The sequence below is a fragment of the Fusicatenibacter sp. genome (genome assembly GCF_977045365.1).
This window is the reverse complement of sequence record NZ_CDRRUH010000002.1, coordinates 1-26627: the sequence shown is the minus strand read 5'-3', so window position 1 is coordinate 26627 and position 26627 is coordinate 1. Positions and strand designations below refer to the sequence as shown.

Below are 26627 nucleotides of genomic sequence, written 5' to 3'. Positions count from 1 at the left end.
CGGACGAAAAAACAGAATACGTAAAAAATCCCCAAAGCCCGCCGGCAGATGTGAAAACAAAAACCGGCGGACTTTTCCTGTTTCCGGCACGGCTTGCCACGCAGAGAAAAATAGTCTATAATAGGGAAAAGCTTCCGGTACATGCCGGAATTTAACACCAGTAGACAAGAAGTCCCCCGCTTCTAAAGCGGTGGGATGAATTGTTAAAAGAAACTTCGACATGTCAGACTCCGTGAAAATACCGACTGTGAGTTGAAACAAGAATAAAAGAGGAAAAACAATGATACGTACACCAATTCAGAAACTGGAATTTCCAAACGACAGAAACGTCCGATTGTACTGCAAGAGAGAGGATCTTCTCCCATTTTCCCTGGGCGGAAACAAAGTGCGGATCGGACGCGCCTTTTTCCGTGACATGCAGGAGAAAAACAAAGACTGCATGATCATTTACGGAAACAGCAGATCCAACCTCTGCCGTGTGCTGGCGAACCTGTGCTGTGCGGAAAAGATTCCATGCTATATGATCTGTTCTTCCGAAGAAAACGAAGAACACCCGATCGAAACCAACAACAGCCGTCTGATGAAATGGCTCGGAGCCGAAGTCATTCCGTGCAGAAAAACAGAGATTGCACAGACCGTCGAGCAGACGATGAACCGTTTGACAGAAGAGGGATATCACCCATATTATATTTTCGGCGATAAATTCGGAACGGGCAATGAAGGCACACCGGTACAGGCCTACGTGGATGGCTACCGCGAGATTCGTGCGTGGGAGAAAGAACAGAACATTTCTTTTTCTCATATCTTTGCGGCATCCGGAACCGGCTCGACCCAGTGCGGCCTGGTAAGCGGAAAACTGCTCGAGCAGGGAACGGAGCAGATCATCGGCCTTTCGATTTCATCCCGCGAGTACGACCGCGCCATCCGCATCATGGAGAGCGGCATTTCCGATTATTTTGCGAAGAATCAGCTGGTGCTGCCGGACGGATGGGAGCAGGAGCTTCACTTGGAAATGGGATACCGCCAGGGCGGATACGGCCAGTACGATGAGCGGATTTTACAGGTGATCCGGGAAGAATTCTGCCGGAACGGCCTTCCGCTGGATCCGACGTACACCGGAAAGGCATTCTGGGGAATGAAGCAGTACATAGAAGAACATCAGTTACAGGACTGCGATGTGCTTTTTATCCATACCGGAGGCACGCCGCTGTTCTATGACTGCATTCTGAACGATACCGATGGAGGAAAAAAATGAAACTGATTTCAATAGTCATTCCATGCTATAATTCCGAGGCAACGATCCGGAAAGTTGTAGAGATGGTGATGGAAGAATTCAAGAAAATGGACGGATATGACTGCGAATTTGTCCTGGTGAACGACGGTTCCCCGAAAGACAATACGTATGGGGAGATCAAGAAGCTCGGTGAGCAGTATCAGAATGTCAAGGGCATCAACCTGCTGCGCAATTTCGGCCAGCACAATGCGCTGATGGCGGCACTCCACTACACCGAAGGAGACTTTATTCTCGGCATGGACGATGACATGCAGACACATCCGTCCCAGATCAGCAAACTGATCCACAAGATGGAAGAAGGATACGATCTGGTTTACGGCTGCTATCCGAAACGGAAAAATTCGTTCCTGAAAAATGTCACCAGCAAACTGAACGAAGTTTCCTCCCGGATTCTTCTCGGACGGCCAAAAGACATCGTTTCCAGCAATTTCTGGATGATTACCCGCCAGATTAAGGACGAGGTGGTAAAATACGACAGCTTCAATCCCTATATTGACGGCATTTTCTACCGCACGACACACAAAATCGGAAATGTAAAGGTGGAGCATTTCAAACGTGCAGTGGGAACTTCCAACTATACGTTAAAGAAACTGATCAAATTGTGGCTTGCCTACTGGAACTATTCTGTAATTCCGCTTCGCATATCGTCCGTTCTCGGCGGAGTTTCTGCAGCCGGCGGTTTTCTGGCAGCCATCATGATTGCCATCCGAAAGCTCATCGATCCGACCGTGATGGTTGGCTGGTCTTCGACGATCTGCGCCATCGTTGTCTTTTCCGGATTGATTCTGATGGTGCTCGGCATCATCGGAGAATACCTCGGAAAGATGATTCTGATTCTGAACCGCACGCCGCAGTATATTGTGCGGGAAACCATTAACGTATCTGATGAGGAAGAAAAAAAGTGAAAAAAATCATGATTTTAGGCGCCGGTATTTACCAGGTGCCGCTGATCCGGACTGCACGCAGAATGGGTCTTTACACGGTCGTAGTGAGTATTCCCGGCGATTATCCGGGGTTTGCACTTGCAGATAAAATTTATGAACTGAATACGCGGGATAAAGAAGCGATTCTTGCGGCGGCGGAAAAAGAACAGATCGACGGAATCTGTACATCGGGAACCGATGTGGCCGTCAGCACAATCGGCTATGTCTGTGAAAAGATGCATTTGTCCGGCATTCCGTATGAGGCGGCGGAAATTCTGACCGATAAGGCAAAGATGAAAGACGCATTCCGGCAGGGCGGCGTTTCCGCGGCAGACGGGATGCGGGTAAGAAGCGCAGAGGAGGCACAAAAAGCCGCAGAACAGCTTGGATACCCGGTTGTCGTAAAACGGGTGGACAGTTCAGGAAGCCGCGGAATTACCGTGGTGGAGCATTCCGGACAGATCGAAGAAGCGTATGAAAATGCGAGAAACGGTTCGGCAAGAGATTATGTGCTGGTTGAAAATTTCCTCCGCGGAACGGAGATCGGCGCGGATGGATTTGTGCAGAACCACAAATTAGTCTTTCTGGCACCGCACACGAAATTTGTATACCGCGGCGCACACACGACCGTTCCGGTCGGCCACGCATTTCCGTATGGATGCAGCGGGGCACTGCGGGAAGAAATTGCCCGCCAGATGCAGATGGCCGTCACCGCGTCCGGTGCCGATCAGTGCTCCGTCAATGCGGATGTCTTTGTGGACGGCGAAAAGGTCTGGATCATTGAGATGGGCGGAAGAACCGGAGCAACCTGCATTCCGGAGCTGATTTCAACGTATTACGGATTTGATTTTTATGAGCAGATGATCAAAAGCGCCCTCGGGGAAGAAACAGACTTTCAGCAGACGGAAAGCTGTCCGTGCATGGCAAAGCTGCTGCTGAGCCCGGTAAGCGGAACCATCACACAAATTGACCGGGAGCAGATCGAACGTCTGCGTCAGGAAGGGCTGGAGCTTGTCCTGGATTATCCGGAGGGGCATGAAGTTTCTGCCATGGCAGATGGAACTGACCGGATCGGCCATGTGATTGTAAAGACGGACCGGGAAGCGGAACTGGATGAGCAGATGAAGCGGGTGTACCGCTGTATCTGGATTGATGGAAAAAATCTGGAGACAATCTGGGAAGAGAAAACAGAAAAATAAAAAACCCGGAATCTTTTCAAAACCTCAGAAGAGGAGCGAAAGGATTCCGGGTTTTGTGTTGCCAGGCATATCAATATCCGGTGGATCAATTTTGATTACACTGTTTTTACAGGCTTCATCATCATCCGATAGTAAACTGGAATCAGCAGTGCAACCGCACCGAACCAGGCAAGCGGACTTGCGATGCAGACGGCGGTGTAGCCTAAGAAGCGTGACAGCCAGACGGTAGCAGCAAGACGCAACACAAGCTCGATCATGCATGCGGCAAACGGTGCGCGTCCGTTCTGCATACTCTGAATCGAGGTGCGGTAGACGGCGAGAAGGCCGAGCAGGAAGTAGAACGGCGCTTCGATCGTCAGGAATGCATCGGAGTAATGGTAAATTTCTGCGGTCGGATTCGAAAGAAACAGTTCGACGATCGGATGGCGCAGCAGAAGAATACCGATGCACATCAGAATGTTGAACGCTTCGGTCTGGATCAGCGAAGCGCGTACGCCCTGTTCATCCTTCGCGCTGCACCGCTGGCCCAGGCAGATGCCAAAACCGCCGGTGAAGCCGTTGATGAAACAGAACACAAAGTAAATGATAATGCTGGTGGACGATACCAGGCGCGAACTGGAAGAGCACGGAACAGAAACCTTTCCGCTGACGGTCAACCACGATGATCTGTGGATGTTCGAGGGAAAAAATGTGCCGCACAGCTGCTGGACTATATCCATACACATTCAGAATCCGTGATTTCGCTCGAAAAGCTTGGTGAGCAAGTGCATCTGTCCCGCGAGGTCTGCTGCCGCCTCTTCTGGAAAATGACGGGAAAGACGGTGACGCAGTATCTCGAGGAATACCGTGCGTCCAAAAGCCTGCCGCTCGTCGAAAGCGGCTTTTTGCCACGAAAAATATGTTACATCTGTTTGATTGCCTGCAGCATTTCAAGATCCGAAGCAGTCACCTTGATATTGGAAACCATCGTTCGCCCGTCCGGCTTTTTCACCGTGACTTCGAGAATCGTTCCCTCTTCGATCTGGGAGGATGCGAGATCGCCCATGAATTTTACGAACTTCGGGTGGTTTTGGGCGAAACGGTCTCTCAGATTTTTTAATTCCATTAACTTCATTGGGTTAAATGCCATTCTTTTTTCTGTCCTTTCTATTCGAAACTTCTTTCGAAACATGAAAGTATTGTAACATGGAAAAGAAAAAATGCAAGCGGATAAAAAGAGAAAAGACAGAGATACTGGGAATATAGAAAAGATTCTCAATTAGAATGGGAGAAAAACGAATGAAAGCAAAGAAGTATCTGCTGTTTTTTCTTTTGGGCTACTGCATCTATCTTGCCATCGAAGTCACCTACCGCGGTTACAGCTTCCGCCTGATGGGCATTGCCGGAGGACTGTCCCTTGCAGGAATCGGAATGCTGGAAGACGCCGGGCTGCGCCGCTTTCCGCCGGCGTTTCAGATGATGGTATCCGCCGTCCTGATTACGGCCATCGAACTGTATTCGGGAATGTTTTCCCTGCGGGTGCTGCATTACCGTATGTGGGACTACAGTGCGCTGCCGTTTTCCTTCTGCGATGGGCTGATCTGCCCGTGGTTTTTCGGAATCTGGTATCTGCTCTCGGCAGTGGGAATTTTTCTCACAGATTATGTGAGCTATTATATTTTCCACGAGGGGACGCACCCGATGTATCGAAAGAAGAAAAAGGGTTGTGCCGAGGGTGAGTTCGTTATAAAATAAGAAAAAACAACCCAGGCAGGAGGTCCTCATGGAAAACGAAAAAAATTATCTGGAATATCTCGCAGAATTGTACCCGACCATCGAAAAAGCAGCGACCGAAATCATCAATCTGCAGTCCGTTATCAACCTTCCCAAAGGCACGGAGCATTTCCTTTCGGATATTCATGGCGAATACGAAGCCTTTTCTCATGTACTCCGCAACGGTTCCGGTGCCGTGCGAAAGAAGATTGACGATGTTTTCGGCCACACGCTCGGCATCTCGGAAAAACGCGCGCTTGCGACCCTCATCTATTACCCGAGAGAGCGCCTGGAGATGGAGAAAAAACAGCAGGAGGATATCGATGACTGGTACAAGGTCATGCTGTACCGCCTGATCGACGTCTGCAAAATCGTTTCTTCCAAATACACCCGTGCCAAAGTGCGGAAAGCCCTGCCGGCGGATTATGGCTATATCATCGAGGAGCTGATCACCGAAAAGCCGGAGGTGCTCGACAAAGAAGCATACTACGAGGCGATCATCCAGACTATCCTCGAAATCGGAAGCGCCGAGAACTTCATCATTGCCGTGGCAGAACTGATCCAGCGTCTCGTTGTCGATCATCTCCACATCATCGGCGATATCTTTGACCGCGGTCCGGAGCCGTATAAAATCATGGACTGCCTGATGAATTACCATTCCCTCGACATCCAGTGGGGCAACCACGATGTGCTCTGGATGGGCGCTGCGACCGGCCAGCCGGCGTGCGTGGCCAGCACGATCCGCATCTGCCTCCACTACGGCAATCTCGATGTGCTGGAGGACGGCTACGGCATCAATATGCTTCCGCTTGCCACCTTTGCTCTCGAGACGTACGGCGATGATCCGTGCGAATGCTTTGCCGCAAAAGGCGGCGAGGACAGCGGAAATTCCCAGCAGATGCTGGAGCGCCGCATGCACAAGGCCATCACCGTAATGCAGTTAAAGCTCGAGAACCGTCTGATCCGTGAAAACCCGGAATACGGCATGGAAAACCGCCGTCTGCTGGAACAGATCGATTACCAGAACGGAACGGTGACGATTGGGGAGAAAACGTATGCCCTGCGTGACACGGGTTTTCCGACCATCGACCCGGCGCATCCGGACGAGCTGACCGAAAAAGAGGCAGAAGTGCTCGATAAGCTGATCTTCGCCTTCCGCAACAGCGAAAAACTGCAGGCGCACGTCGATTTCCTGCTCAAAAAAGGAAGCCTCTACCGCGTCTACAATGGAAATCTGCTGTACCACGGCTGCATGCCGATGAATGAGGACGGCACCTTAAAAGAGGTACAGGTCGACGGAAAGAAATACAAGGGAAAAGCACTGTACGATATCCTCGAGCACAACGTGCGCCGCGCATTTGTAAGCCGCGATCCGAAAAAACGGGAGCAGGGCCGCAATACACTGTGGTATCTGTGGACCGCGCCGAATTCCCCGCTGTACGGCCGCGACAAGATGACAACATTTGAGCGGTATTTCCTCGCAGAAAAAGAGACCTGGACCGAGGTGAAAAACGCGTATTACCGCCTGATCGAGAAAGAGGAGACGGCGGACCGGATCTTACAGGAGTTCGGGCTTGCCGGTGAAAATGTACATATTATCAACGGCCACGTCCCGGTACACCAGAGTGCCGGTGAAAGCCCGGTCAAATGCGGCGGCAAGGTGCTGATCATCGACGGCGGCTTCTGCAGGGCGTACCACAAAGAAACCGGCATCGCGGGTTACACGCTGATTTACAACTCGTACGGCCTCAGCCTCACCGCGCACGAGCCGTTTGAATCGACGGAAAAAGCAATCCAGGAGGAGAAGGATATCGTCTCACGCCAGGTGGCGGTGCGGTACAACATGAAGCGCCAGTTAGTCGGCGATACGGATCAGGGACGGCAGATCCGGCAGCGCATCCGTGAATTAAAGGAACTGATCGAGGCGTACCGCACGGCTCAGTTAAAAGAGCTTCTTTAAATCAAGGGTTTTCAACTGCGCCGGAAAATGGTATAATCAAAACAGTGTGCGCAGATGGAAACACTGTGCGCTGGAACAGATGGAAAGAAGGAAGAAACATATGAGGGCATGGATTGCCAGGATGACAGAAGATAACATAGATCAGAGCGCGATCGAAAAAGCAGGAGAGATTCTGAAAAACGGTGGTCTGGCGGCATTCCCGACCGAGACCGTATATGGTCTTGGCGGAAATGCGCTGGATGCCAAAGCTTCCGAGAAAATTTATGCGGCAAAGGGCCGTCCGTCGGACAACCCGCTGATCGTCCACATCGGAAGAATGGAGGACCTCGAAACCGTAGCGGCAAACGTGCCGGAGAGTGCACGCAAACTGGCAGCCGCATGCTGGCCGGGACCGCTGACGATGATTTTTGAGAAAACAAATGCCGTTCCGCTCGAGACGACGGGAGGCCTTACCTCCGTAGCCGTGCGCTACCCGAGCAACAAAGTGGCAAACGCACTGATCTTAGCCGGAGGCGGCTTCATCGCAGCGCCGAGCGCCAATACATCAGGCCGGCCGAGCCCGACGAAAGCCGAGCATGTGATCGAGGATCTGGGGGACAAAATTGACTGTATCATCGACGGAGGAGACGCCGAGATCGGCCTCGAATCCACCATCGTCGATTTTACAGAGGAGATTCCGACGATTCTCCGCCCGGGCTATTACAACAAAGAGATGCTGGAAAAAGTGCTTGGAACCGTGCGTGTCGATCCGGGAATCATTGCGGAGGACAGCCATGTGCGTCCGAAGGCACCGGGCATGCGCTACAAACATTATGCGCCGAAGGCAGACCTTACGATTATCCAGGGCGAGATGGAACGGGTGATTCCGGAAATCAACCGCCTTGCCGCAGAACAGGAAAAGGCAGGAAAGAAAGTGGGCGTAATCTGCACCGATGAGACACGGGAGCAGTACACCACAGGAGATATCAAGAGCATCGGGCTGCGCGCCGAAGATGAGACGATCGCGCATCACCTGTTTGCGATTCTGCGCGACTTCGATGAGGACGGCGTGGAAGTGATTTATTCCGAGGCTTTCGACACCCCGCGTATGGGGCAGGCGATCATGAACCGCCTGTTAAAAGCCGCAGGCCACAAAGTAGCAGAGGTATAACAGTGAAACATTACAGCAGGATTTTATTTGTGGACGCGGACGATACCGCGCGCGCACCGATGGCGAAGGCGATTCTGCAGAGCAAAGAGCTTCCGTGGCCGATGGAAATTGGTTCCCGCGGGCTTGTCGTTCTGTTTCCGCAGCCGGTCAACCAGAAGGTAGAGGCAGTGCTTGCGCGCAACGGGCTTTCGGCCAAAGACCACACCACCACACCGCTTACCGCGGAGGACATCAACGACGAAACGCTGCTTCTTGTGATGGAGGACAGTCAGAGGGAAAAGATCCGTGAGGACTTCCCGGATGCGCCCCATCTGCAGACGATCGCCGGATTTCTGCGGCTGGCAGGAGACATCCCCGCCCTTTACGGGGAACCGCTTACCGAATACGGAAAATGTTATGAAGCGCTGGAATTCCTGATTGAAGGTGTTCTTGCGCGGCTGAAAGAGGAGGAAGAACAATGATAGCTTTAGGATGCGACCACGGCGGATATGAGCTGATGCAGGAGGTAAAAGCATATCTGGACAAACAGGGACTGGAATATCAGGACTTCGGATGCTACAGCAACGAGGCAGTTGATTATCCGGTTTACGCCAGAAAAGTAGGCCATGCGATCCAGAACGGAACGTGTGATAAGGGAATCCTGATCTGCGGAACCGGAATCGGCATTTCTATCACGGCAAACAAAATGGAAGGAATCCGTGCAGCACTCTGCACCGACTGCTTCTGCGCAGAGGCAACCCGCCTGCACAACGATGCCAACGTACTGGCGATGGGAGGACGCGTTGTAGGCCCTGGCCTTGCAATCAAAATCGTAGAAACCTTCCTGAACACTCCATTTTCCGGAGAAGAGCGTCACGAACGCCGGATTCACTTGATTGAGCATGAAGGCGAAAATGAATAAATTTTAAACAAAGGAGAAGGGAAAATGGCAAGAACAGTCATCATGGATCACCCGCTGATCCAGCACAAAATCGGTATTATCAGAAAGAAAGACACAAGCTCCAAGGAGTTCCGCGAGATGATCAGCGAGATTGCAATGCTGATGTGCTACGAGGCAACCAGAGAGCTGCCGCTCACAGACGTTGAAATTGAAACCCCGATCTGCAAAACAACCGTAAAAGAGCTCGAAGGAAAGAAAATGGCAGTTGTGCCGATCCTCCGTGCCGGTCTTGGTATGGTAGAAGGTATGCTGGCTATGATTCCGGCAGCAAAAATCGGACACATCGGTCTGTACCGTGATCCGGAAACCCTGGCACCGGTTGAGTATTACTGCAAACTTCCGTCAGACATCGCAAGCCGTGAAGTATTTGTAACCGACCCGATGCTGGCAACCGGCGGTTCTGCAACGGCAGCCATCACCATGCTGAAAGAAAAAGGCGCAAAGAAGATCCACTTCATGTGCATCATCGCATCTCCGGAAGGAATCGAGAAAATGCATGAGGTTCACCCGGATGTCGATGTTTTCGTCGGAGCACTGGATGACCATCTGAACGAGCACGGCTACATTGTACCAGGCCTCGGCGATGCCGGAGACCGTATCTTCGGTACGAAATAAGAGCGGAAGCAAAGTACGTTAAGAAAACACAGGGGAAATGGGTATGAGCGATAAACGAGAGGATTATATTTCCTGGGATGAATATTTCATGGCAGTTGCCCAGCTTGCCGGTATGCGCTCGAAGGATCCGCACACACAGGTGGGAGCCTGCATTGTGAGCGAGGACAACAAGATTCTGTCCATGGGATACAACGGTTTCCCGAGAGGCTGTTCGGACGACGAGTTCCCGTGGGGAAAGACAAGTGAAAATCCGCTGGAAAACAAGTATCTTTACACAACGCACAGTGAACTGAACGCCATCCTGAATTACCGCGGTGGAAGCCTCGAGGGAGCCAAGCTGTATGTGACATTGTTCCCATGCAACGAGTGCTGCAAGGCGATTATCCAGGCGGGAATCAAAACGGTGATCTACGACTGCGACAAGTACGCGGACACCCCGTCCGTGATCGCATCGAAACGGATGATGAAGGCGTCCGGAGTCACTTTTCAGAAATACCACCGCACAGGGCGGGAAATTACCATGTCCCTGTAGCAGAAAAGATAATAGAAGGAGCGCGCCTGAACGAACAGAAAGTTCAGACGCGCTTCGTCTGTATACACGAAAAGACAAGAAACGGGAGGGCACCATGGAGAGCAATTTCGAATGGATTACGGCAAACGGGGATATCGGCATCCGCTTTTTCCACAGCATCGACGACGGCGGCTACAGCAACCCGCCGCACTGGCACAACGATCTGGAGATCATTTATCTTCTGGAAGGCCGTCTGAAGGTGCGTTTCGGTGACGGCGGCGAGCGGCAGATCGGGGCAGATGAACTTCTCGTCATCAACTCCGGCACGATCCACGCCGTGACAGCCTATCCGAATCAGGCCATCGTCCTGCAGGTTCCGTACGAGATGCTGCTGCAGTACATGGAGCGTTACGATCAGCTTTACTTTGTTGTGGATGAAAGACCGGCCAGTGAGGCGGAAAAACAAAAACTCGCAGAATTCAAAGCAGTTCTCCGGGAGATGGACGAGGTGTACGGTGCGCAGAAAGAAGGGTATCAGTTAAAATTCGACAGCCTTCTTCTTGAAGCGCTGTACCGCTTACTGGTGGACTATGCGGTGCGGATCGGAAAAGAACACATTCCGCAGAATCAGAAGGCCGTACAGCAGATCCGCGAGGTCATGCGGTATATTGAGGAGCATTACGCCAAAAAGCTGACGGTGGCGCAGGTCGCGGAGCACTTTGGTTATACGCCGAATTATCTGTCGAAGCTTCTGAAACGGTACCTCGGTCTGACGGTCTACCAGTATTTGTATGAAATCCGGCTCGACCGGATCTGCCGCGACCTGCAGCATCCCGAGGCGCGGATCATGGAACTTCTGCCGAAACACGGCTGCGAAAACTACAAGTCGGTGTCGCGTCTGTTTAAAGAGCGGTACGGCTGCAGCATGAAGGAAATGCAGAAGCGGTATGAAAAGGAAAAAGGAGACCGCCCGATGGGCCAGTGGGTAAGAATCAGAAAAGCGGAAATGCCCTGATTTTCTGCCCAAAAAGGCACTAAACAAGAAGAAGAGAGCATGGTATAGTGGAAGCATGAAACAGCGGATTTTCAGTAAATGCCGCAAAACATGTGAAAAATGGAGTGTGGAAAATGAAAGCAAAACAGATTACAACGTACCATGTAAAAGGGGAAGCAAAAACCTGGGAAAAAGCGCTGGCACCGGAAGACGAGTCCAAGAGCGTAAAAATGATTGAGTCGAACGTCATCAACCTGTATCCGGACTTTGCGTTCCAGACCATCGAGGGCTTCGGCGGCGCCATGACCGAGAGCAGCGCATACCTGCTGTCTCGTATGGATGAGGAAACACAGAATCAGGCATTACAGGATATTTTCGGACCGGACGGCCTTCATGCAAGATTTGTCCGCGTGCCGATCGACAGCTGTGACTATTCCCTTGAGGAGTATCAGGCAGTCGCAGACCCGATTGCAGACCCGGATCTGGCAACCTTCTCAATCGACCGCGACCGCAAATATGTCCTTCCGATGCTGAAAAAAGCCATCGAAATCTCTGCAGAGCCGATCAGTGTTCTGATGAGCCCGTGGTCTCCGCCGTATCAGTGGAAAACTGCACCGAAGATCGCAAAGAATGATGCTGCTGTTTACGGTGCAATGGGAATGCCGGTTCCGGAAGAGATTCCGCAGAGAAACCACGGCGGCAGCCTGAAACCGGAGTATTACGGAAGCTGGGCAAAATACGTCGTAAAATATCTGCAGGCATACCTCGATGAGGGAATCCCGGTGACGATGCTGAGCCTGCAGAACGAGACCGTAGCGGCTACCACCTGGGACAGCTGCGTATGGACACCGGAAGAGTCCAAAACCTACCTGAAAGATTATCTGTATCCGGAGATGAAAAAAGCAGGCCTGACGGACAAGATCGGCATCTTCATCTGGGATCACAACAAAGAGCGTATGATCGAGCACGTTCTGACCGTCCTTGACGAGGAGACCATGGACATGGTAGCCGGTATCGCATTCCACTGGTATTCCGGCGACCACTTCGAGGCTGTTGAGCTGATGAAACAGAAATACCCGGACAAAACCTTCATGCTTTCCGAGTGCTGTGCCCTTCACATGCCGGGCAGAATCGGTTTTGGCGACGGTGGTTTCGGACCGGTGAACTTCCAGACACCAGAGTACGTCGATTACCTTGACGCCGCAGATTATGCACACGATATGATCGGAAACCTGAACGCCGGCATGAACCGCTGGATCGACTGGAACTTCCTCGTAGACAAAGACGGCGGCCCGCGCCACGTACCGATGGGATTCACCTCAGGTCTGATTGTGGATGATGATTTCCATTACCGCAAACCGATCATGTACCACTACATCGGCCATATTTCCAAATACATTGCTCCGGGTGCAAAACGCATCGGCTGGAGCAAATACGGAGCAAACCTGGATGTAACGGCCGCAGTCAATCCAGACGGAAGCTACGTTGTGATTCTGCTGAACCGCACAAAAGAGGATTCTGGCTGCTTCCTGCGTGTCAACGGACATATCATGCGTGTCGATCTTCCGGCAGAGACACTCAGCACGGTTGTAATCGAGAAATAAAAAGCAAAAATAAGAAAATGCCTTCTGTGCAGAATGAAAACAGTCTGCACAGAAGGCATTTTTATAAGATACGATTTATTTTTGATCGGAATCGGAAGAATCTGAGTTTTTCTCTTCGGTCGAAGGCTTTGCCGGTGTATACGGCGCATCAACCGGAGACTCTTCCGTGGCCAGCTTTGTCAGCGCTTTGCGCAGCCGGTAGCCCGGGAAGTGGAAGACTTCGGCCTCGTCGATCTTCTTTTTCTGATATGGGATCGCCTGTCTCGTTTCCGGATCAATGTGGTCCATGTGGAAGTAAAACGCATCGTCATCCGGCAGGTGATGTTTTTCAAGACGACGGTTGGCGAAGTTGCGGCAGACCGTGCAGATAATGGCACAGACCGGAACGGCGATGATCATGCCAAAGACACCCCAGAAGCCGCCGCCGATCAGAATCGAGATGATGATAAGGAAGCTGGACACGCCGGTCGTCTCGCCGAGGATTTTCGGTCCTAAGAAGTTTCCGTCAAACTGCTGCAGGAGAACGACGAAAATCAGGAAATACAGTGCCTGCAGAGGGTCGATCAGAAGGATCAGCAAGAGACATGGAACCGCGCCGAGGAACGGGCCGAAAAACGGAATGATATTCGTCACACCGATGATTACGCTGACCAGCAGTGCGTACGGGGTGCCGATCAGGCTCGTCACAAGATAGCAGATGGCACCGATGATGATCGAATCGATGACTTTTCCAACGAGGAATCCGCTGAATTCCTGGTTCACATACTGGCAGTCGCGGATCACGGCATTTCCGTGATCCAGACCGAGCAGCGCGTAGACTGCTTTTTTCAGCTTGGCAATGTAGCTTTCCTTGTTGTACAGCATGTAGATCGCAACGATCGCGCCAAGCAGAATGTTTTTGAAAAACGTAACCATGTTGACGAGCTGTCCGGAGAGGTTCAGAAGGAACGTACGGAGCATCGGCATCAGGTCATTGGTCAGCCAGTTGGAAAGCTTTGCGGAGAACATGGAGATGTACTGGTCTGCCGTCTGCTGCATCTCCGGGTAATTCGCCAGCACTTTTGTGGCAAAATCCTGAATGTTGTTTGCGTAGTTGGAGAAGTTGGAGACAATGTTTGTGATACTTGAGAACAGCTCCGGGATCAGGGTCGCAATGAGTCCGTACAGCGCGAAAAGCATGGCGACGTACGTCAGAAGAATCAAAAGCGCCCGTACAAGCTTTTTGCAGCGTACCGACTGTGTTTTTCCGTGCCGGGCAAAGAGTCTGGCGATGATCCGCTGTTCTATGAAGTTAATGATCGGGCTGATCACATAGGCGAGAATCAGGGCTGCAATCAGGGGGGAGAGAATGTCGAGGACATTGTGAAAGGCGGTCCGCACAGAAGTCTGGTGGAAGAGCAGGTAGTAAAAAATCATGGACGCTGCAAGTACCAGAAAGGCAGTAACGCCGGCCCGGACATATTTTCGGTAACGATCCAGTTTCATAAAAATGTAAATCCCCTTTCGAATTTTATTAACCTCTATTATACACATGCAATCCCCAAAATACAACCGCAACCACACTTGCGGGAAAAAAAGGAAACTGCTATACTGGAAAAGCAGATTTAGAAAAAGGAGATAACAAATTTGAAGATAAAAATGCCGCCAAGCGTAAATATGGTAATCGATTCCCTGCATGCGAAAGGCTTCGAGGCGTACGCGGTCGGAGGCTGTGTGCGCGATACGATTCTTGCGCGGGAGCCGGACGACTGGGATATTACAACCTCTGCTTCCCCACAGCAGGTAAAAGAAATTTTTGACCGCACCGTGGATACGGGACTGGAGCACGGAACGGTAACAGTTCTGGCCGGAAGCGGCGCGCACGAGGTCACGACGTACCGCATCGACGGAGAGTATGAGGACGGCCGCCATCCGAAAGAAGTGGTCTTTACCTCCAGCCTCGCCGAGGATCTGCGCCGCCGTGATTTTACGATCAATGCGATGGCATACAACAACGAAGAGGGGCTTGTGGATCTGTTCGATGGAATCAGGGATTTACAGCGCAAAGTCATCCGCTGTGTCGGAAATCCGACCGAGCGGTTCAGTGAGGATGCACTGCGGATCCTGCGTGCCCTCCGCTTTTCCGCACAGCTCGGCTTCAAACTCGATTCGGCAACACTGGATGCCATCATAGCACTCGCACCGACGCTTGAAAAAATCAGCGCCGAGCGGATCCGTGTGGAACTGAATAAACTGTTGATCTCGAAGCGGCCGGAGTACATGGAGGCCGTCTATGAGGCGGGTATTACAAAGATTGTGCTGCCGGAGTTTGATGAACTGATGAAAACGCCGCAGAACAATCCGCACCACTGCTATAATGTCGGTGAGCACACGATTGCCGCTCTGCAGCACGTTCCGGCAGATCCGATTCTGCGCTGGACGATGCTGCTCCACGACATTGCAAAACCGGCGTGCCGCACAACGGATGAGGCCGGCATCGATCATTTTAAAGGCCACGCACCGGCGGGGGAGAAAATGGCGAAAGCGATTCTGCGCCGTCTGAAATTCGACAACGAAACCATCCGCCAGGTCGCAGCATTGATCCGCTGGCATGACTGCCGCATGGCTCCGGAGAAACCGGTGATCCGCCGTATTCTGAACAAACTCGGCCCGGAGCTGTTCGAAAAACTGATGATCGTGCAGGAAGCCGATACGATGGCCAAAAGCCTGTACCAGCGGGAGGAAACCCTGGAACGGATCGGGAAGGTAAGGGAGTGCGTCAGAGAAATTCTCGATAACGGCGACTGCTTTACGTTGAAAACACTGGCCGTTTCCGGCAAAGATCTGATGGAACTTGGTGTCCCGAAAGGCCCGAAAATCGGCGAATGCCTGAACGCGGCGCTGGAAGAAGTGATAAAAGATCCGGCGAAGAATACAAAAGAATACCTGACAGAGTACGTAAAAACACTGCTGTAAAGCAAAAACGGCAAACAAGAGAGCCGGGGACAGAACAATCCGTCCCCGGCTCTCGTTTGTTTTTTTGAACTGTTTTTTATGCGTTCAGATCACGCAGCAGATCCGCATACCAGCAGAAGACATGGGCAATGCGGTACAGCTCACTCTCCTTGGAGACGGTGCGCCACAGCTCTTTATAGCTGTGCAGCCATCGTTCGAGATCTCCGGCGAGTGCAAAACAGTCTTCTTTCTCCGGCAGAGTGCCCTCGGAAAGGAGGAAAGCGCGCAGGAACGGCAGCAGGCGGTTCAGTACTTTCAGGCCGTCTGCGGCGAGCAGGTACGCATAGATCATCGGACGGTTCTCCGGGCGGACGGTGCCGGCTTTCTCGTACAGAACGGCGCAGAGCGCGTCGATCGAAGCGTTGGAAGCATCCGCATCGCCTTCTGCGCAGGAGCGGAGCAGTTCGGCAGCCTCTTCTTTGTCCTGATGCAGTTCGAGTGCTTCCTGCACCATAACGGCAGTGCGCCACGGATACGCATCCTGATGGCAGAGAAGATCGAGCACGGAAACGAGTTTTCCGGAAGCATCACCAAATTCCAGCACGGAAATCTGGCGGTTGATTTCCTCCTCCGGCAGAATGTCTGCATTCCAGGAGAACGCCGCGCCGTAGATCATGCCGATGCGGGAGAAGTCCGGGTGATTGATGTGGCCGTAATCGCCCCAGTCAGTGTTCAGAAGTCCCATTGCATGGCATTCGTGGCCGTAGCGCGCCATTCTGGAAATGTTTTCATACGCCTCATGATACTTGTTGATGAGCTGGTTCCATCCCTGTACGCCCGGGCACACATACAGATGCTCGGCACCGGAATTGGCAAGGCGGGTCAGACGCTCCGATGAAACATTTGACGCATAATCCCAGTGGAGGCAGATCAGGTTCTTCGGCAGGAGATGATAAACTTCCGGCTCCTGGCTGATGACATCACTCCAGAACATCGGCGTGCGGCCGGATTCAGTGATATAGTTGGCAAGCTCTGTCACAAACTCGGTGTAGATGACGGTGGTTCCCTTTTCCTCGGCGAGTGCGCGGGAAGCCCCTTTTCCAAGGTCAAACGTTTCATCCGCGCAGAGATTGAAATACTTCGAGGAGAAGAGCTGCATATATTCGGAAAGAATGTGTTTGGCAAGGGAGAGGCTCTCCGGGTTTGTGATATCGAGCGTATGGTGCGCCTGGCGGTCATAGAAGGAGAACGGAGCCGAAGCAGAGCCTTCCAGTTCGCACAGATGTGCATACGATTTCGTGCAGAGCAGCTTGTACAGATGGCCGAAGCTTGCAAGCGACGGAACGAGATCAATGCCAAGTCCCTTGCAGTAGCGGTCCAGCTCGAGGATGTCCTCTGCAGTGAGCGGCGTATCGTCGCGCCACATCTCGGTCAGATCGTCGAAGAGATAGCTGTGCTCGATGTAGAGCTGAAGCTGATTGATTTTATAGAAGCTCAAGGTGTCGGCAAGCTGTTTCAGATAGGAAAGCGTCGGAACACGTCCGCGGGTCGCATCGTGGTAGAAGCCGCGGTTTTCCATGGCCGGTTTGTCGGAGATCAGGACGGTTGGAAGAACAGCACCTGCCTGGCGGATCATCTGACGGAGTGTCTGCACGCCGTAGAGAACGCCGCTTTCCAGAGATCCGCAGATCGTGATGTTTTCCGGTGTGACAGCGAGGGTATAAGCCTCACGGGATAATTCCGGAGAAGCAGTCAGATAGATCAGGTGTGATCCCACCGGCAGATGACGGCGGCAGATGGCAGGACGGAATCCTGTCTGTGCCTCAATCTCCTGCTGCAGAAGCTGTGCGGCAGAAAAAAGCTCAGCCGGGCTCTCGGAATCGAGAAAAATGCGGCTGTCATAGTGAATCGTAAAGGTGCCCTCTCCGTAGGAAAGAGAAGATGGCTGTGGTAAGAAAATCATAAAAACCCTCCTTAAAATAAAATGATTTTAGAGAACCCCATAACAGGTGTTTTTCACCCTGTCAAGTTTGGAATATTTTACCATGCGGTGAAATTAAAAACAATAAAATAAGAGAAAAAGAAAACACTTTCAACATTGCTTTTGGGATGAAAGAAAAAACAAAAACCAGTATGCATGGCACAGGGCGGATACGCATACATTGAATCGTGACCCCAAAAACGATCACAACAGGGAAAGGAGTCAGGCTCTTGTATGATTATGGATTGAGTGTGCTGTCCCATTACGGCCTTACGGCTTCCGGCACAATGCGGGTGCGGGGCGCTTTATTGTGCCACACCGAACAGGGGGATAAGCTGATCAGCGAGTTCGGGACGGCGGCGGAAAAACTGGAGCAGCGGTATCTTCTGCAGTGCCGCATCACGGAGTCGGGGCTCCTGCGGTGCGATCAGATTCTGCGGAACGAAGAGGGAGCGCTTGCAACGCGCGGGGATGACGGAGGAACGTACATTGTGCGGAACTGGTACCCGGGCCGGGAATGTGAGACGGGAAACAGTGAGGATCTCATCCGCGCCTCGGACGCGCTGGCGCGGCTACATACGGCAGCTCATCTGCCGGTGAAAACGGAATACCGGAGGGAATCCCTCGTGGAGGAGTGCATCCGCCACAATGTGGAAATTCGAAAGATCCGAAAGTATTTGCAGACGAAAAAGAAGAAAAATGAGTTTGAAAAACTGCTGCTTGCAAGCGTTGGTCCGTATCTGGAACAGGGAGAGCGGGCGGCCGCGGAAATGAAAGCTTCTTCCTATGAAAAACTGCGGCAGCGGGCGGACGAAGAAGGCGCCGTCTGCCACGGGGAATTCAGCCAGCACAATATTCTGCTGGAAAACGGCAGAGGCGAAACGGCGGTCAATTTCGACAAGTGGAACTTCGATCTCCAGGTGGCAGATCTTGGCTATTTTATGCGGAAAATTCTGGAAAAACACGGCTGGAGCGAGCGCGCGGCAGAACGGATCTTAAACGCCTACAGCGCCAGACGGCCGCTCAATGAGGGGGAAATCGAGACACTCCGCCTCTATCTTTCCTATCCGTGGAAATACTGGAAACTGGCAAACCGCTACTACGGAAGCAGAAAATCGTGGATATCCGGGCGGAATACGGAGAAACTAAAAACACTCAATGCGCAGCAGGCAGACTGGCTGCGGTTTGTTAAGGGATCCTTCTTTTAACCGTGCGGTGGAAAAGAGTCTGTTTTGGGCGGAAATCGCCATAAAACCGCTGGTATGGGGGACTTTTTTCTTGACAAGAGAGACGCATTAGTATATAAATATATACAGCTACGCGAAAAAGCCGGTCAACGTAACAGACTGATCATCCGGAAGAAAAACAGCCGGCAGGGCAGGTCGTGTGTATCAGCGGGCCCGCGTACCATGTAAAAAACAAATGTAAGATACAGGAGGAGTAAAACTCATGAACAAAACAGAATTAGTTGCAGCTATGGCTGAGCAGACAAATTTATCCAAAAAAGATGCAGAGGCTGCTTTAAAAGCATTTATCGATGTAGTATCTGAAGAATTAAAGAAAGGTGAGAAAGTTCAGCTGGTAGGCTTTGGTACCTTCGAAGTATCCGAAAGAGCAGCAAGAGAAGGAAGAAATCCGCAGACTGGCGAGACCATGGAAATCAAAGCTTCCAAAACTCCGAAATTCAAAGCAGGAAAAGCTTTAAAGGACATGATGAACTAAGTAAAAATCTATGCGCTTAGATAAATTTTTAAAAGTATCAAGACTGATCAAGCGGCGTACCGTAGCCAATGAAGCCTGTGATGCAGGCCGTGTCCTCGTCAACGACAGACCGGCAAAAGCATCCGCACAGGTCAAGGCAGGAGATGTACTGGAAATTCAGTTCGGAAGTAAATCCGTCAGGGTAGAAGTGCTGAATGTGCAGGAAACCGTGAAAAAAGAAGAAGCACAGGAGCTTTACCGCTACTTATAAGAAGTGCGGCAGGATTCATGTGCAGCGAATAAAAAGAGAAAACCTTCATATAATGGGTGTATAGACCATTGTATGGAGGTTTTTTGCATGGGAGAGATGAACGAACAGGCGCACCGCCTTTTACTGGAACAGCGGAAAACACTTTCTCTTGGCGGCGTGCAGGATGTGAAAAGCTTTGATGAGAACGAAGTTCTGCTCGTGACCGTCTGCGGTGTTCTTACCATCCGCGGAAAAGAGCTGCATGTGGGCCGCCTGGAGCTGGAAAAGGGAGAGGCGGATATCGAAGGCAGCATCGACAGCCTGGTCTATACGGAACATGGGCCGCTGCAGAAGAAGGGGTCTGCGCTTGCGCGGCTGTTCCGGTAAAAATGAGTGCGTATGTCACCCGGGAGCTGATTCTGCTCGCCTGTTCCATCTGGCAGGGGGCAGTCCTGGGGTTCTGGTACGATCTGATCAAGACAGCGCGGAAACTGATCCGCCACAGCCATGCGGCGGTATCAGCAGAGGACCTCTGCTACTGGATTGCGGCAGCGCTGTATCTGTTTGTACGGATTTACGGAGAGAACAGCGGTATTCTCCGCGGGTATCTGTTTGGCGGCATCCTTGGGGGCGCTGCGTTGTACCACGCATCGTTTGGACGCTTTCTTCCGGAACTTCTGGCAAAGGGAATCAAAAAAGCAGGGCGAATCCTCGCTTTTCCAGGAAAATGGCTGGTAAAAAGTATGAAAAAACGGAGAAAAAGGTTGAAATTTCATGGGAAGAACGGTAAGATGTAACTACACATGTAAGAACAAAAGAAACAAGTCTGCGGACGAAAAACAACAGATAGTTTGGCTGCAGACGGTTGGAAAATAGAAAGCAAGGGTAAAGAAAAGAATGAAAGAAAGGGAAGAAAAGAATTCTGGCCGAAAGAAAAAAGTCAGAAAGAAGAGCCGTACAACAGAGTTCTCAATTACCGTAGTCCTGTGCTGCCTGGTTGCAGTCCTTACCGTAAAGGGAATCAGCCTTCAGCAGAAGGTCAATGCAAATGCATCCCGTCTTTCCAGTCTGGACAGCCAGATTGAAGAGGAGAAGCAGCGCACCGATGATATTACCGCCTTGAAAGAATACATGCAGACCGATGAGTACATAGAAAAAACGGCAAGAGAAAAACTTGGCATGGTAAAGGATAATGAGATTTTATTTAAAGAATCCCAGTCGAAATAAACAAAACAGATAAAGAAAGGGCATGATTTCGCAGTCCCCTTTGAAGTCCAGAACAAAGAGAGGAGGAGCGGAACATGCCGGAGTGGATCATTGCCATGTTCCTGATCGGCGCATTGCTGTCAGCAGGGGACATGGCTAAAATTTTTTTGGAAGCCAGAAGAAGCCGCCGGGAAGCGGCCGTCTATGACAATCATCCGCAGAAACTGCAGATGGAGCACTACGCCGATTCGTTCCGCGTTCTGGCAGAGAGCTTTTACCAGATGCCGTCAAAAAGTGTGATGCCGGAGACGGGCCGGGTGGACAAGATTCTGGAAAAAGAACAGCAGGAAGTCTGTAGCCGCTGTGCGAAGGCGTCGTGGTGCTGGGAGCAGTACGGAAACCTGACGCGCGAGCGGTGCCAGGAACTTCTTCAGACAATCGCCGACGGGGATGAGGACGAGATCAGCCGTGCAAAAGGCGAATGGAATGCCTCCTGCCTGAACGGCTCCCGCTTTCTGGAACTGTTCTGGAACCGCTACCAGCAGGAACGCCAGACGGCGCTCTGGTCGGGGCGTGTGGCGGAGAGCCGCCGCGTGGTGGCAGAACAGTTAAGTGAAGTCGCCGGGATTATGGACCGCGCCGCGTGTGATCTGTACAGCCTCAACAGTCTGCCGGACGAGCTCTCGGAAAAAATCTGCCGCCAGATGAAGAAAAACGGGGCTTTCGTCCAGAAAATCTGGCTCCAGGAGCGGCCGAAAGAGCATTTACAGATCTATATGACGGTCAAAGCGGGCCGTCACTGCCGGATCACGCTTCGCCAGACGGCGGAACTGATCGGTTCCCTGTGCGGAATCCCGATGGTTGCGGTACGCGACGGGGCACAGGTCTTAAGCGGAGAATACCAGACGGTGCTGTTTCAGGAGGATGTGAAATTCCAGGTTCTCTACGGTGTGGGACGCATCACCAAGGAGCAGGAGAGTATCTCCGGGGACAATTACAGTGTGCTCTGCGAAAACGGCCAGTTTGTCCTCTGCCTGTCGGACGGCATGGGTTCCGGGATCGAGGCAAACAGGGAGAGCGAGACGGTGGTGGAGCTGTTTGAACAGTTCCTGCGCGCCGGATTCCCGCGGATCATGGCGGCACGGATGATCAATTCGATGCTTCTGCTGCAGCCAAAGGAAGGGATGTTTTCCACGTTTGATGTTGCTTCGATTAATCTCTACACAGGCGTCTGCAGCTTTTTGAAAGGAGGTGCATCGCCGACGTTCCTTAGGCGGGATACGTGGGTGGAGGTTGTGGAGTCGACCAGTCTTGCCGCAGGTCTCGTTTCCCAGACGGATTTTGATACCACAACGAAAAAGCTGTACGACGGTGATTACCTTGTGATGATGACGGACGGAGTGCTGGACGCGCTGCCCGGGGACAGGACGGAGCAGATGAAGCAGCTTCTTCTCGAAGTGAAAAACAGCGAGCCGCGGGAATTTGCCCGGGAGCTTTTGGAACGCGTGCTGCGCCTCGGCGGCTGCCGCGCACGGGATGATATGACGGTTCTGGTCGCCAGAATCTGGAAAAAATAGGAGTAAAAACGAAGGATGCGAGAGAAAGTAAGAGCCTTTATGGAACAGTATCATATGGTAATGGCAGGCGAACGCGTGCTGCTCGGCCTTTCCGGCGGCGCGGATTCCGTCTGCCTGTTTCATCTGCTGCGGGAACTGCAGGAGCCGCTTGGCTTTTCGCTGCTGGCTGTCCACGTCAACCATAACCTGCGCGGCGCGGAAGCCGGGCGGGATGCGGCATTTGCAGAAAATCTGTGCCGGGAATATGATGTTCCGTTCTATCTCTATTCCTGTCCCGTGGAGAAGATCGCAAAAGAAAAGCATCTCTCGACGGAGGAGGCGGGACGCGCGGCGCGGCAGGAAGTTTTTGCAGCGTGCGCAAAGGAGCAGAGGGCAGAGAAAATTGCGCTCGCCCATCACCAGGATGACGTTGCGGAGACGATGCTGCATCACCTGGCACGGGGAACGTCACTGGCCGGACTTGCCTCCTTACGCCCCGTGCGGGGGAATGTGATCCGTCCGCTTCTCTGCGTCGGACGAAAAGAGATCCGGCAGGAACTGGAAAGCCGGAAGTGCTCCTGGTGTGAGGACAGCACGAATGCAGAGGATGCTTACACGAGGAACGGAATCCGCCACCATGTGCTGCCGTATCTGACCGAAGAGGTCAATCCGCGTACTGCCGCGCATATGGCACAGACATCGCTGGACCTGCTGGAAACGGAGGAATATCTGGAGCAGCAGACGGATCAGCTGATGGAGCGGTATGCATCCGCAGAGAAAAATGCGGTTGTGCTGCGTGATGCGGTGAGCAGCGAAGCGCCTCTTCTGCAGCGCTACGTGATCCGGCGCGTTCTGGAACAGCTGGCGGGAAAACGGAAGGATCTTACCAGGGAGCATCTGGAATCTGTGCGGGAACTTTTTGAAAAGCAGGTCGGAAAAAGTGTCTGCCTACCGTATGGAATCACCGCCGTGCGCGGATACGAGACGCTCCGCCTGGAAAAGCAGGGAGTGCATTTAAAAGAAGAACGGAAAAGGAAAAGCGGCGAAGAAGTTCCAATTCCGGTTCCGGCCGGGTGGGAAGAGGGAAAAAGTCTCGCATTTGCAGAAAATCCAGTCACGATTGTGAAAAAAACATCGGTTTTTCCCGAAAGAATTGAAGAAAAAAAGTATACGAAATGCTTTGACTGTGATAAAATAAAAGACGGTCTTGTCCTCCGCACGAGAAGAAGCGGAGATTATCTGAGAGTAACCGCAAAAGGCGGGAAAAAGAAACTAAAAGATTATATGATTGATGCCAAGATACCGAAAGAGGAGCGGGATTCCATTCTGCTGCTCGCCGACGGACCGGAGATCTGGTGGGTCGTGGGGTATCGCAGAGGAGAGAGCGGCCGTGTCGGGGAAGACACGAAAGCAGTTCTGCAGATACAGATTGGCGTTGGTAAGGAGGAAAACAGATGAAAGAGACAATCAGAGTATTATTAAGCGAAGAAGAAGTAGACAGACGAATTAAAGAAGTAGCAGACCAGATCAACCGCGATTACGCAGGAAAAGAAGTGCACCTGATCTGCGTTTTAAAAGGCGGCGTATTCTTTATGTGCGAGCTGGCAAAACGCATCACAGTGCCGGTAAGCCTTGACTTTATGTCCGTATCAAGTTACGGCGATGACACCAAGTCCAGCGGAGTTGTCCGTATTGTAAAAGACCTGGATCAGCCGCTGGAAGGAAAAGACGTTCTGATTGTGGAGGATATCATCGATTCCGGAAGAACGCTTTACTATCTGATCGACATCCTGAAAAAGAGAAATCCGAAATCCGTACACCTGTGTACTCTGCTCGACAAGCCGGAGCGCAGAGTGCGCGATGTCAAAGTAGATTATACCTGCTTTGATATCCCGGACGAGTTCGTCGTAGGCTACGGTCTGGATTACGCACAGAAATATCGGAATCTTCCATACATCGGAGTAGTGGAGTTTCACGAAGACGAGGAGTAAAAAGAAAATATGAACAGACAGCGCAGTGGATTTGGACTCTACGCGGCGTTTATGGTGATTATCGTGCTTGCTATGTTCTACATCACCGGAAAAATCAGCGCAGGCAGCAGCCCAAGTCAGCAGAAATTTGAAACCGCCGTAAAAGACGGCAAAGTGACATCCGCGCAGATTGTCCAGAACAAAGAAGTGCCGACCGGCTCCGTCGTGGTACAGGAGCAGGGCGGTGACAGTTATACGGTCAATGTGACCGACGTAAACGCAGCTATCAGCCTTCTGGAGGATGCTGATGTAACGTACACCGTACAGAATGTCCAGAGAGACAGCATTTTCATGACGTCCGTCCTGCCGGCCCTGCTGCTCGGTATGATCCTTCTTTTCGGCATGTCGATGATGAACCGCTCCATGGGCGGCGGTGGAGGCGGCGGAAACAAAATGATGAATTTTGGAAAAAGCAACGCCCATATGTCCACCGACAAAGACAAAAAAGTCCTGTTCCGCGATGTTGCGGGCTTAAAAGAGGAAAAAGAAGACCTCGTTGAGGTGGTCGATTTCCTGAAAGCACCGGAGAAATATACACAGGTCGGCGCGAGAATCCCGAAAGGAGTTCTTCTTGTGGGCCCTCCTGGAACCGGTAAAACCCTTCTGGCGAAAGCTGTTGCAGGAGAGGCAGGCGTGCCGTTCTTCAGCATTTCCGGATCCGATTTCGTGGAAATGTTCGTCGGCGTCGGCGCTTCCCGTGTCCGCGACCTGTTTGATGAAGGAAAAAAACATGCGCCGTGCATCATCTTCATCGATGAGATCGACGCCGTGGCAAGACGAAGAGGCACCGGCATGGGCGGCGGCCACGATGAGAGAGAGCAGACATTAAACCAGCTTCTCGTTGAGATGGATGGTTTCGGCGTCAATGAGGGCATCATCGTGATGGCAGCGACGAACCGTGTCGATATCCTGGATCCGGCGATTCTCCGTCCGGGCCGTTTTGACCGCCGCGTGGTTGTAGGACCGCCGGATGTCATGGGCCGTGAGGAAATCCTGAAAGTCCATGCAAAGAACAAACCGCTGGCCGAGGATGTGGATCTGAAACAGATCGCGCAGACGACCGCAGGCTTCACCGGCGCAGAGCTGGAGAACCTGCTGAACGAGGCAGCAATCATGGCGGCAAAGGACCGCAGAAGATTTGTGCGCCAGGCCGATATCAAGTCTGCTTTCATCAAAGTGGGCATCGGTGCGGAGAAGCGCAGTAAAGTCATTTCGGATAAAGAAAAACGGATCACCGCATACCATGAGACAGGCCATGCGATCCTGTTCCATATGCTGCCGGATATGGAGGCGGTCTATACGATCTCCATTATCCCGACAGGTCCTGGCGCAGCGGGCTACACGATGCCGCAGCCGGAGAATGACGATATGTTCCAGACGAGAGGCAAAATGATGCAGTACATCACCGTATGCCTCGGCGGCCGTGTGGCAGAGGAGCTGATCTTCGACGATATCACAACGGGCGCATCCCAGGATATCAAACAGGCGACGGCTACCGCGCGTTCCATGATTACGAAGTACGGTATGTCTGAGAACCTTGGTCTTGTCGCTTACGATTCCGACTCGGATGAGGTCTTCATCGGCCGCGACTGGGGCCATACGAAGAGCTACAGCGAGAATGTAGCCGCAGCCATCGATGAGGAAGTCCGCCAGATGATCGAGAAATGCCACGATCAGGCGAAACAGATTATTCTGGAGCATTCCTATGTGCTGCATGAGTGTGCAAAGCAGCTGATGGAAAAAGAGAAGCTGAGCCGTGCTGAATTCGAAGCCATTTTTGAGCAGGAAGCACAGATGACAGGAACAGCACCGGAAGTTTCTGGAGAAATCTGATATCTTTTTATTTGCAATAGAAAACCTGCAGAGAACAAAAAAAGTTTTTTGCAGGTTTTTTTTCTGCGATTTTACGGGCGTTTGTGCAAATTAAAACAGAAAATCCGAAACGCCGGAAAAATTCATCGTTATTTTGAATAAGAATCAAATGAAAAAAAATCGCGATTTGTGCAGACTTTTCGAGGGACGTATGG

The 26627-nt window shown here is 51.9% G+C and carries 28 protein-coding genes; 23 read left to right on the top strand and 5 right to left on the bottom strand.

The annotated features are described in order from the left end of the window. The first annotated feature begins 280 nt into the window (after positions 1-280). Genes ACY2VW_RS00930 through ACY2VW_RS00920 form a run of 3 tightly spaced genes read left to right on the top strand, consistent with a single transcriptional unit; the run spans position 281 to position 3416 of the window. A complete protein-coding gene (locus tag ACY2VW_RS00930) occupies positions 281-1255 on the top strand; it encodes a 1-aminocyclopropane-1-carboxylate deaminase/D-cysteine desulfhydrase (RefSeq protein ID WP_461876686.1) in 975 nt (324 codons plus the stop codon). After that, positions 1252-2199: a glycosyltransferase family 2 protein gene (locus ACY2VW_RS00925; RefSeq protein ID WP_461876685.1), complete on the top strand. Its 948-nt coding sequence runs from the start codon at positions 1252-1254 to the stop codon at positions 2197-2199. Before ACY2VW_RS00930 ends, ACY2VW_RS00925 begins: the two co-directional genes overlap by 4 nt. Continuing rightward, on the top strand, positions 2196-3416 hold the full coding sequence (locus ACY2VW_RS00920; RefSeq protein ID WP_461876684.1) for an ATP-binding protein: 1221 nt from the start codon (positions 2196-2198) through the stop codon (positions 3414-3416). The genes ACY2VW_RS00925 and ACY2VW_RS00920 overlap by 4 nt, the downstream gene beginning before the upstream one ends. A gap of 95 nt (positions 3417-3511) precedes the next feature. Here ACY2VW_RS00920 and ACY2VW_RS00915 read toward each other — a convergent pair whose 3' ends face one another. Further along, positions 3512-4072 carry an MATE family efflux transporter gene (locus ACY2VW_RS00915; protein ID WP_461876683.1) on the bottom strand — a complete coding sequence of 187 codons (561 nt, stop codon included), beginning with the start codon at positions 4070-4072 and terminating at the stop codon, positions 3512-3514. Positions 4073-4317: 245 nt separating this feature from the next. Then, complete coding sequence (locus tag ACY2VW_RS00910; protein WP_461876682.1) at positions 4318-4545, bottom strand: hypothetical protein; 228 nt, start codon at positions 4543-4545, stop codon at positions 4318-4320. A gap of 149 nt (positions 4546-4694) precedes the next feature. Here ACY2VW_RS00910 and ACY2VW_RS00905 point away from each other — a divergent pair, with 149 nt between their 5' ends. The 9 genes from ACY2VW_RS00905 (at position 4695) to ACY2VW_RS00865 (ending at position 12942) form a co-directional block, all read left to right on the top strand. Next, complete coding sequence (locus ACY2VW_RS00905; protein ID WP_461876681.1) at positions 4695-5150, top strand: putative ABC transporter permease; 456 nt, start codon at positions 4695-4697, stop codon at positions 5148-5150. A 28-nt stretch (positions 5151-5178) separates the two neighbouring features. Further along, positions 5179-7128: a fructose-1,6-bisphosphatase gene (locus tag ACY2VW_RS00900; RefSeq protein ID WP_461876680.1), complete on the top strand. Its 1950-nt coding sequence runs from the start codon at positions 5179-5181 to the stop codon at positions 7126-7128. A gap of 100 nt (positions 7129-7228) precedes the next feature. Continuing rightward, the gene (locus ACY2VW_RS00895; RefSeq protein ID WP_461876679.1) at positions 7229-8278 is read left to right on the top strand and encodes an L-threonylcarbamoyladenylate synthase; all 1050 of its coding nucleotides are present in this window, start codon (positions 7229-7231) and stop codon (positions 8276-8278) included. A 2-nt stretch (positions 8279-8280) separates the two neighbouring features. Further along, a complete protein-coding gene (locus ACY2VW_RS00890; RefSeq protein ID WP_461876678.1) occupies positions 8281-8739 on the top strand; it encodes an arsenate reductase/protein-tyrosine-phosphatase family protein in 459 nt (152 codons plus the stop codon). Continuing rightward, positions 8736-9179 carry a ribose 5-phosphate isomerase B gene (gene rpiB / locus ACY2VW_RS00885; RefSeq protein ID WP_055218692.1) on the top strand — a complete coding sequence of 148 codons (444 nt, stop codon included), beginning with the start codon at positions 8736-8738 and terminating at the stop codon, positions 9177-9179. The genes ACY2VW_RS00890 and rpiB overlap by 4 nt, the downstream gene beginning before the upstream one ends. 24 nt (positions 9180-9203) lie before the next feature. After that, on the top strand, positions 9204-9833 hold the full coding sequence (gene upp / locus ACY2VW_RS00880; protein ID WP_022462095.1) for a uracil phosphoribosyltransferase: 630 nt from the start codon (positions 9204-9206) through the stop codon (positions 9831-9833). A gap of 43 nt (positions 9834-9876) precedes the next feature. Next, entirely contained in the window at positions 9877-10365 is a 489-nt protein-coding gene (locus ACY2VW_RS00875; RefSeq protein WP_022462096.1) for a deoxycytidylate deaminase, read from the top strand. A gap of 94 nt (positions 10366-10459) precedes the next feature. After that, positions 10460-11359, top strand: coding sequence for an AraC family transcriptional regulator (locus ACY2VW_RS00870; RefSeq protein ID WP_117801464.1), 900 nt, complete (start codon positions 10460-10462; stop codon positions 11357-11359). A gap of 113 nt (positions 11360-11472) precedes the next feature. Next, positions 11473-12942 (top strand): glycoside hydrolase family 30 protein, encoded by a 1470-nt coding sequence (locus ACY2VW_RS00865; RefSeq protein WP_022462098.1) that lies wholly within the window; start codon positions 11473-11475, stop codon positions 12940-12942. A gap of 75 nt (positions 12943-13017) precedes the next feature. Here the strand turns inward: ACY2VW_RS00865 and ACY2VW_RS00860 are convergent, their stop codons facing one another. Continuing rightward, positions 13018-14427 (bottom strand): AI-2E family transporter, encoded by a 1410-nt coding sequence (locus ACY2VW_RS00860; RefSeq protein WP_158554975.1) that lies wholly within the window; start codon positions 14425-14427, stop codon positions 13018-13020. A 141-nt stretch (positions 14428-14568) separates the two neighbouring features. Here ACY2VW_RS00860 and ACY2VW_RS00855 point away from each other — a divergent pair, with 141 nt between their 5' ends. Next, positions 14569-15897: a CCA tRNA nucleotidyltransferase gene (locus ACY2VW_RS00855; RefSeq protein WP_461876677.1), complete on the top strand. Its 1329-nt coding sequence runs from the start codon at positions 14569-14571 to the stop codon at positions 15895-15897. Positions 15898-15973: 76 nt separating this feature from the next. On the opposite strand, the gene ACY2VW_RS00850 is transcribed toward ACY2VW_RS00855, so the two are convergent. Further along, positions 15974-17839, bottom strand: a complete 1866-nt coding sequence (locus ACY2VW_RS00850) for a beta-N-acetylhexosaminidase (protein WP_461876676.1) — start codon at positions 17837-17839, stop codon at positions 15974-15976. Between the two features lie 248 nt (positions 17840-18087). Here ACY2VW_RS00850 and ACY2VW_RS00845 point away from each other — a divergent pair, with 248 nt between their 5' ends. From ACY2VW_RS00845 to ftsH, 10 genes are all read left to right on the top strand, one after another. Beyond that, positions 18088-19065: a CotS family spore coat protein gene (locus ACY2VW_RS00845; RefSeq protein ID WP_461876675.1), complete on the top strand. Its 978-nt coding sequence runs from the start codon at positions 18088-18090 to the stop codon at positions 19063-19065. A 241-nt stretch (positions 19066-19306) separates the two neighbouring features. Continuing rightward, positions 19307-19579, top strand: coding sequence for an HU family DNA-binding protein (locus tag ACY2VW_RS00840; RefSeq protein ID WP_022462103.1), 273 nt, complete (start codon positions 19307-19309; stop codon positions 19577-19579). Positions 19580-19589: 10 nt separating this feature from the next. Further along, positions 19590-19829 carry an RNA-binding S4 domain-containing protein gene (locus tag ACY2VW_RS00835; protein WP_022462104.1) on the top strand — a complete coding sequence of 80 codons (240 nt, stop codon included), beginning with the start codon at positions 19590-19592 and terminating at the stop codon, positions 19827-19829. An 87-nt stretch (positions 19830-19916) separates the two neighbouring features. Continuing rightward, a complete protein-coding gene (gene yabP / locus ACY2VW_RS00830) occupies positions 19917-20195 on the top strand; it encodes a sporulation protein YabP (RefSeq protein WP_330410109.1) in 279 nt (92 codons plus the stop codon). 2 nt (positions 20196-20197) lie between these two features. Then, positions 20198-20605 carry a spore cortex biosynthesis protein YabQ gene (gene yabQ / locus ACY2VW_RS00825; protein WP_022462106.1) on the top strand — a complete coding sequence of 136 codons (408 nt, stop codon included), beginning with the start codon at positions 20198-20200 and terminating at the stop codon, positions 20603-20605. A gap of 100 nt (positions 20606-20705) precedes the next feature. Then, positions 20706-21035: an FtsB family cell division protein gene (locus ACY2VW_RS00820; protein ID WP_022462107.1), complete on the top strand. Its 330-nt coding sequence runs from the start codon at positions 20706-20708 to the stop codon at positions 21033-21035. Between the two features lie 74 nt (positions 21036-21109). Next, positions 21110-22591 (top strand): SpoIIE family protein phosphatase, encoded by a 1482-nt coding sequence (locus ACY2VW_RS00815; RefSeq protein WP_055218705.1) that lies wholly within the window; start codon positions 21110-21112, stop codon positions 22589-22591. Between the two features lie 15 nt (positions 22592-22606). After that, a complete protein-coding gene (gene tilS / locus ACY2VW_RS00810; protein ID WP_461876674.1) occupies positions 22607-24028 on the top strand; it encodes a tRNA lysidine(34) synthetase TilS in 1422 nt (473 codons plus the stop codon). Further along, positions 24025-24561, top strand: coding sequence for a hypoxanthine phosphoribosyltransferase (hpt, locus tag ACY2VW_RS00805; RefSeq protein ID WP_117801456.1), 537 nt, complete (start codon positions 24025-24027; stop codon positions 24559-24561). Before tilS ends, hpt begins: the two co-directional genes overlap by 4 nt. 9 nt (positions 24562-24570) lie before the next feature. Beyond that, positions 24571-26433, top strand: a complete 1863-nt coding sequence (gene ftsH / locus ACY2VW_RS00800) for an ATP-dependent zinc metalloprotease FtsH (protein WP_461876673.1) — start codon at positions 24571-24573, stop codon at positions 26431-26433. 7 nt (positions 26434-26440) lie between these two features. Here ftsH and ACY2VW_RS00795 read toward each other — a convergent pair. Further along, the coding region (locus ACY2VW_RS00795) for a hypothetical protein (protein ID WP_461876671.1) at positions 26441-26627 on the bottom strand (187 nt) is incomplete at its 5' end.

Excerpts from the sequence above, each read along its gene's own strand:
- ACY2VW_RS00870 (WP_117801464.1), top strand. The coding sequence starts at position 10,460 with ATGGAGAGCAATTTCGAATGGATTACGGCAAACGGGGATATCGGCATC.
- ACY2VW_RS00910 (WP_461876682.1), bottom strand. The coding sequence starts at position 4,545 with ATGGCATTTAACCCAATGAAGTTAATGGAATTAAAAAATCTGAGAGAC.
- ACY2VW_RS00835 (WP_022462104.1), top strand. The coding sequence starts at position 19,590 with ATGCGCTTAGATAAATTTTTAAAAGTATCAAGACTGATCAAGCGGCGT.
- ftsH (WP_461876673.1), top strand. The coding sequence starts at position 24,571 with ATGAACAGACAGCGCAGTGGATTTGGACTCTACGCGGCGTTTATGGTG.
- hpt (WP_117801456.1), top strand. The coding sequence starts at position 24,025 with ATGAAAGAGACAATCAGAGTATTATTAAGCGAAGAAGAAGTAGACAGA.
- upp (WP_022462095.1), top strand. The coding sequence starts at position 9,204 with ATGGCAAGAACAGTCATCATGGATCACCCGCTGATCCAGCACAAAATC.
- ACY2VW_RS00820 (WP_022462107.1), top strand. The coding sequence starts at position 20,706 with ATGAAAGAAAGGGAAGAAAAGAATTCTGGCCGAAAGAAAAAAGTCAGA.
- ACY2VW_RS00850 (WP_461876676.1), bottom strand. The coding sequence starts at position 17,839 with ATGATTTTCTTACCACAGCCATCTTCTCTTTCCTACGGAGAGGGCACC.
- tilS (WP_461876674.1), top strand. The coding sequence starts at position 22,607 with ATGCGAGAGAAAGTAAGAGCCTTTATGGAACAGTATCATATGGTAATG.
- yabQ (WP_022462106.1), top strand. The coding sequence starts at position 20,198 with ATGAGTGCGTATGTCACCCGGGAGCTGATTCTGCTCGCCTGTTCCATC.
- ACY2VW_RS00860 (WP_158554975.1), bottom strand. The coding sequence starts at position 14,427 with ATGAAACTGGATCGTTACCGAAAATATGTCCGGGCCGGCGTTACTGCC.
- ACY2VW_RS00840 (WP_022462103.1), top strand. The coding sequence starts at position 19,307 with ATGAACAAAACAGAATTAGTTGCAGCTATGGCTGAGCAGACAAATTTA.
- ACY2VW_RS00865 (WP_022462098.1), top strand. The coding sequence starts at position 11,473 with ATGAAAGCAAAACAGATTACAACGTACCATGTAAAAGGGGAAGCAAAA.
- ACY2VW_RS00815 (WP_055218705.1), top strand. The coding sequence starts at position 21,110 with ATGCCGGAGTGGATCATTGCCATGTTCCTGATCGGCGCATTGCTGTCA.
- ACY2VW_RS00875 (WP_022462096.1), top strand. The coding sequence starts at position 9,877 with ATGAGCGATAAACGAGAGGATTATATTTCCTGGGATGAATATTTCATG.
- ACY2VW_RS00925 (WP_461876685.1), top strand. The coding sequence starts at position 1,252 with ATGAAACTGATTTCAATAGTCATTCCATGCTATAATTCCGAGGCAACG.
- ACY2VW_RS00930 (WP_461876686.1), top strand. The coding sequence starts at position 281 with ATGATACGTACACCAATTCAGAAACTGGAATTTCCAAACGACAGAAAC.
- ACY2VW_RS00905 (WP_461876681.1), top strand. The coding sequence starts at position 4,695 with ATGAAAGCAAAGAAGTATCTGCTGTTTTTTCTTTTGGGCTACTGCATC.
- yabP (WP_330410109.1), top strand. The coding sequence starts at position 19,917 with ATGGGAGAGATGAACGAACAGGCGCACCGCCTTTTACTGGAACAGCGG.
- ACY2VW_RS00900 (WP_461876680.1), top strand. The coding sequence starts at position 5,179 with ATGGAAAACGAAAAAAATTATCTGGAATATCTCGCAGAATTGTACCCG.
- rpiB (WP_055218692.1), top strand. The coding sequence starts at position 8,736 with ATGATAGCTTTAGGATGCGACCACGGCGGATATGAGCTGATGCAGGAG.
- ACY2VW_RS00895 (WP_461876679.1), top strand. The coding sequence starts at position 7,229 with ATGAGGGCATGGATTGCCAGGATGACAGAAGATAACATAGATCAGAGC.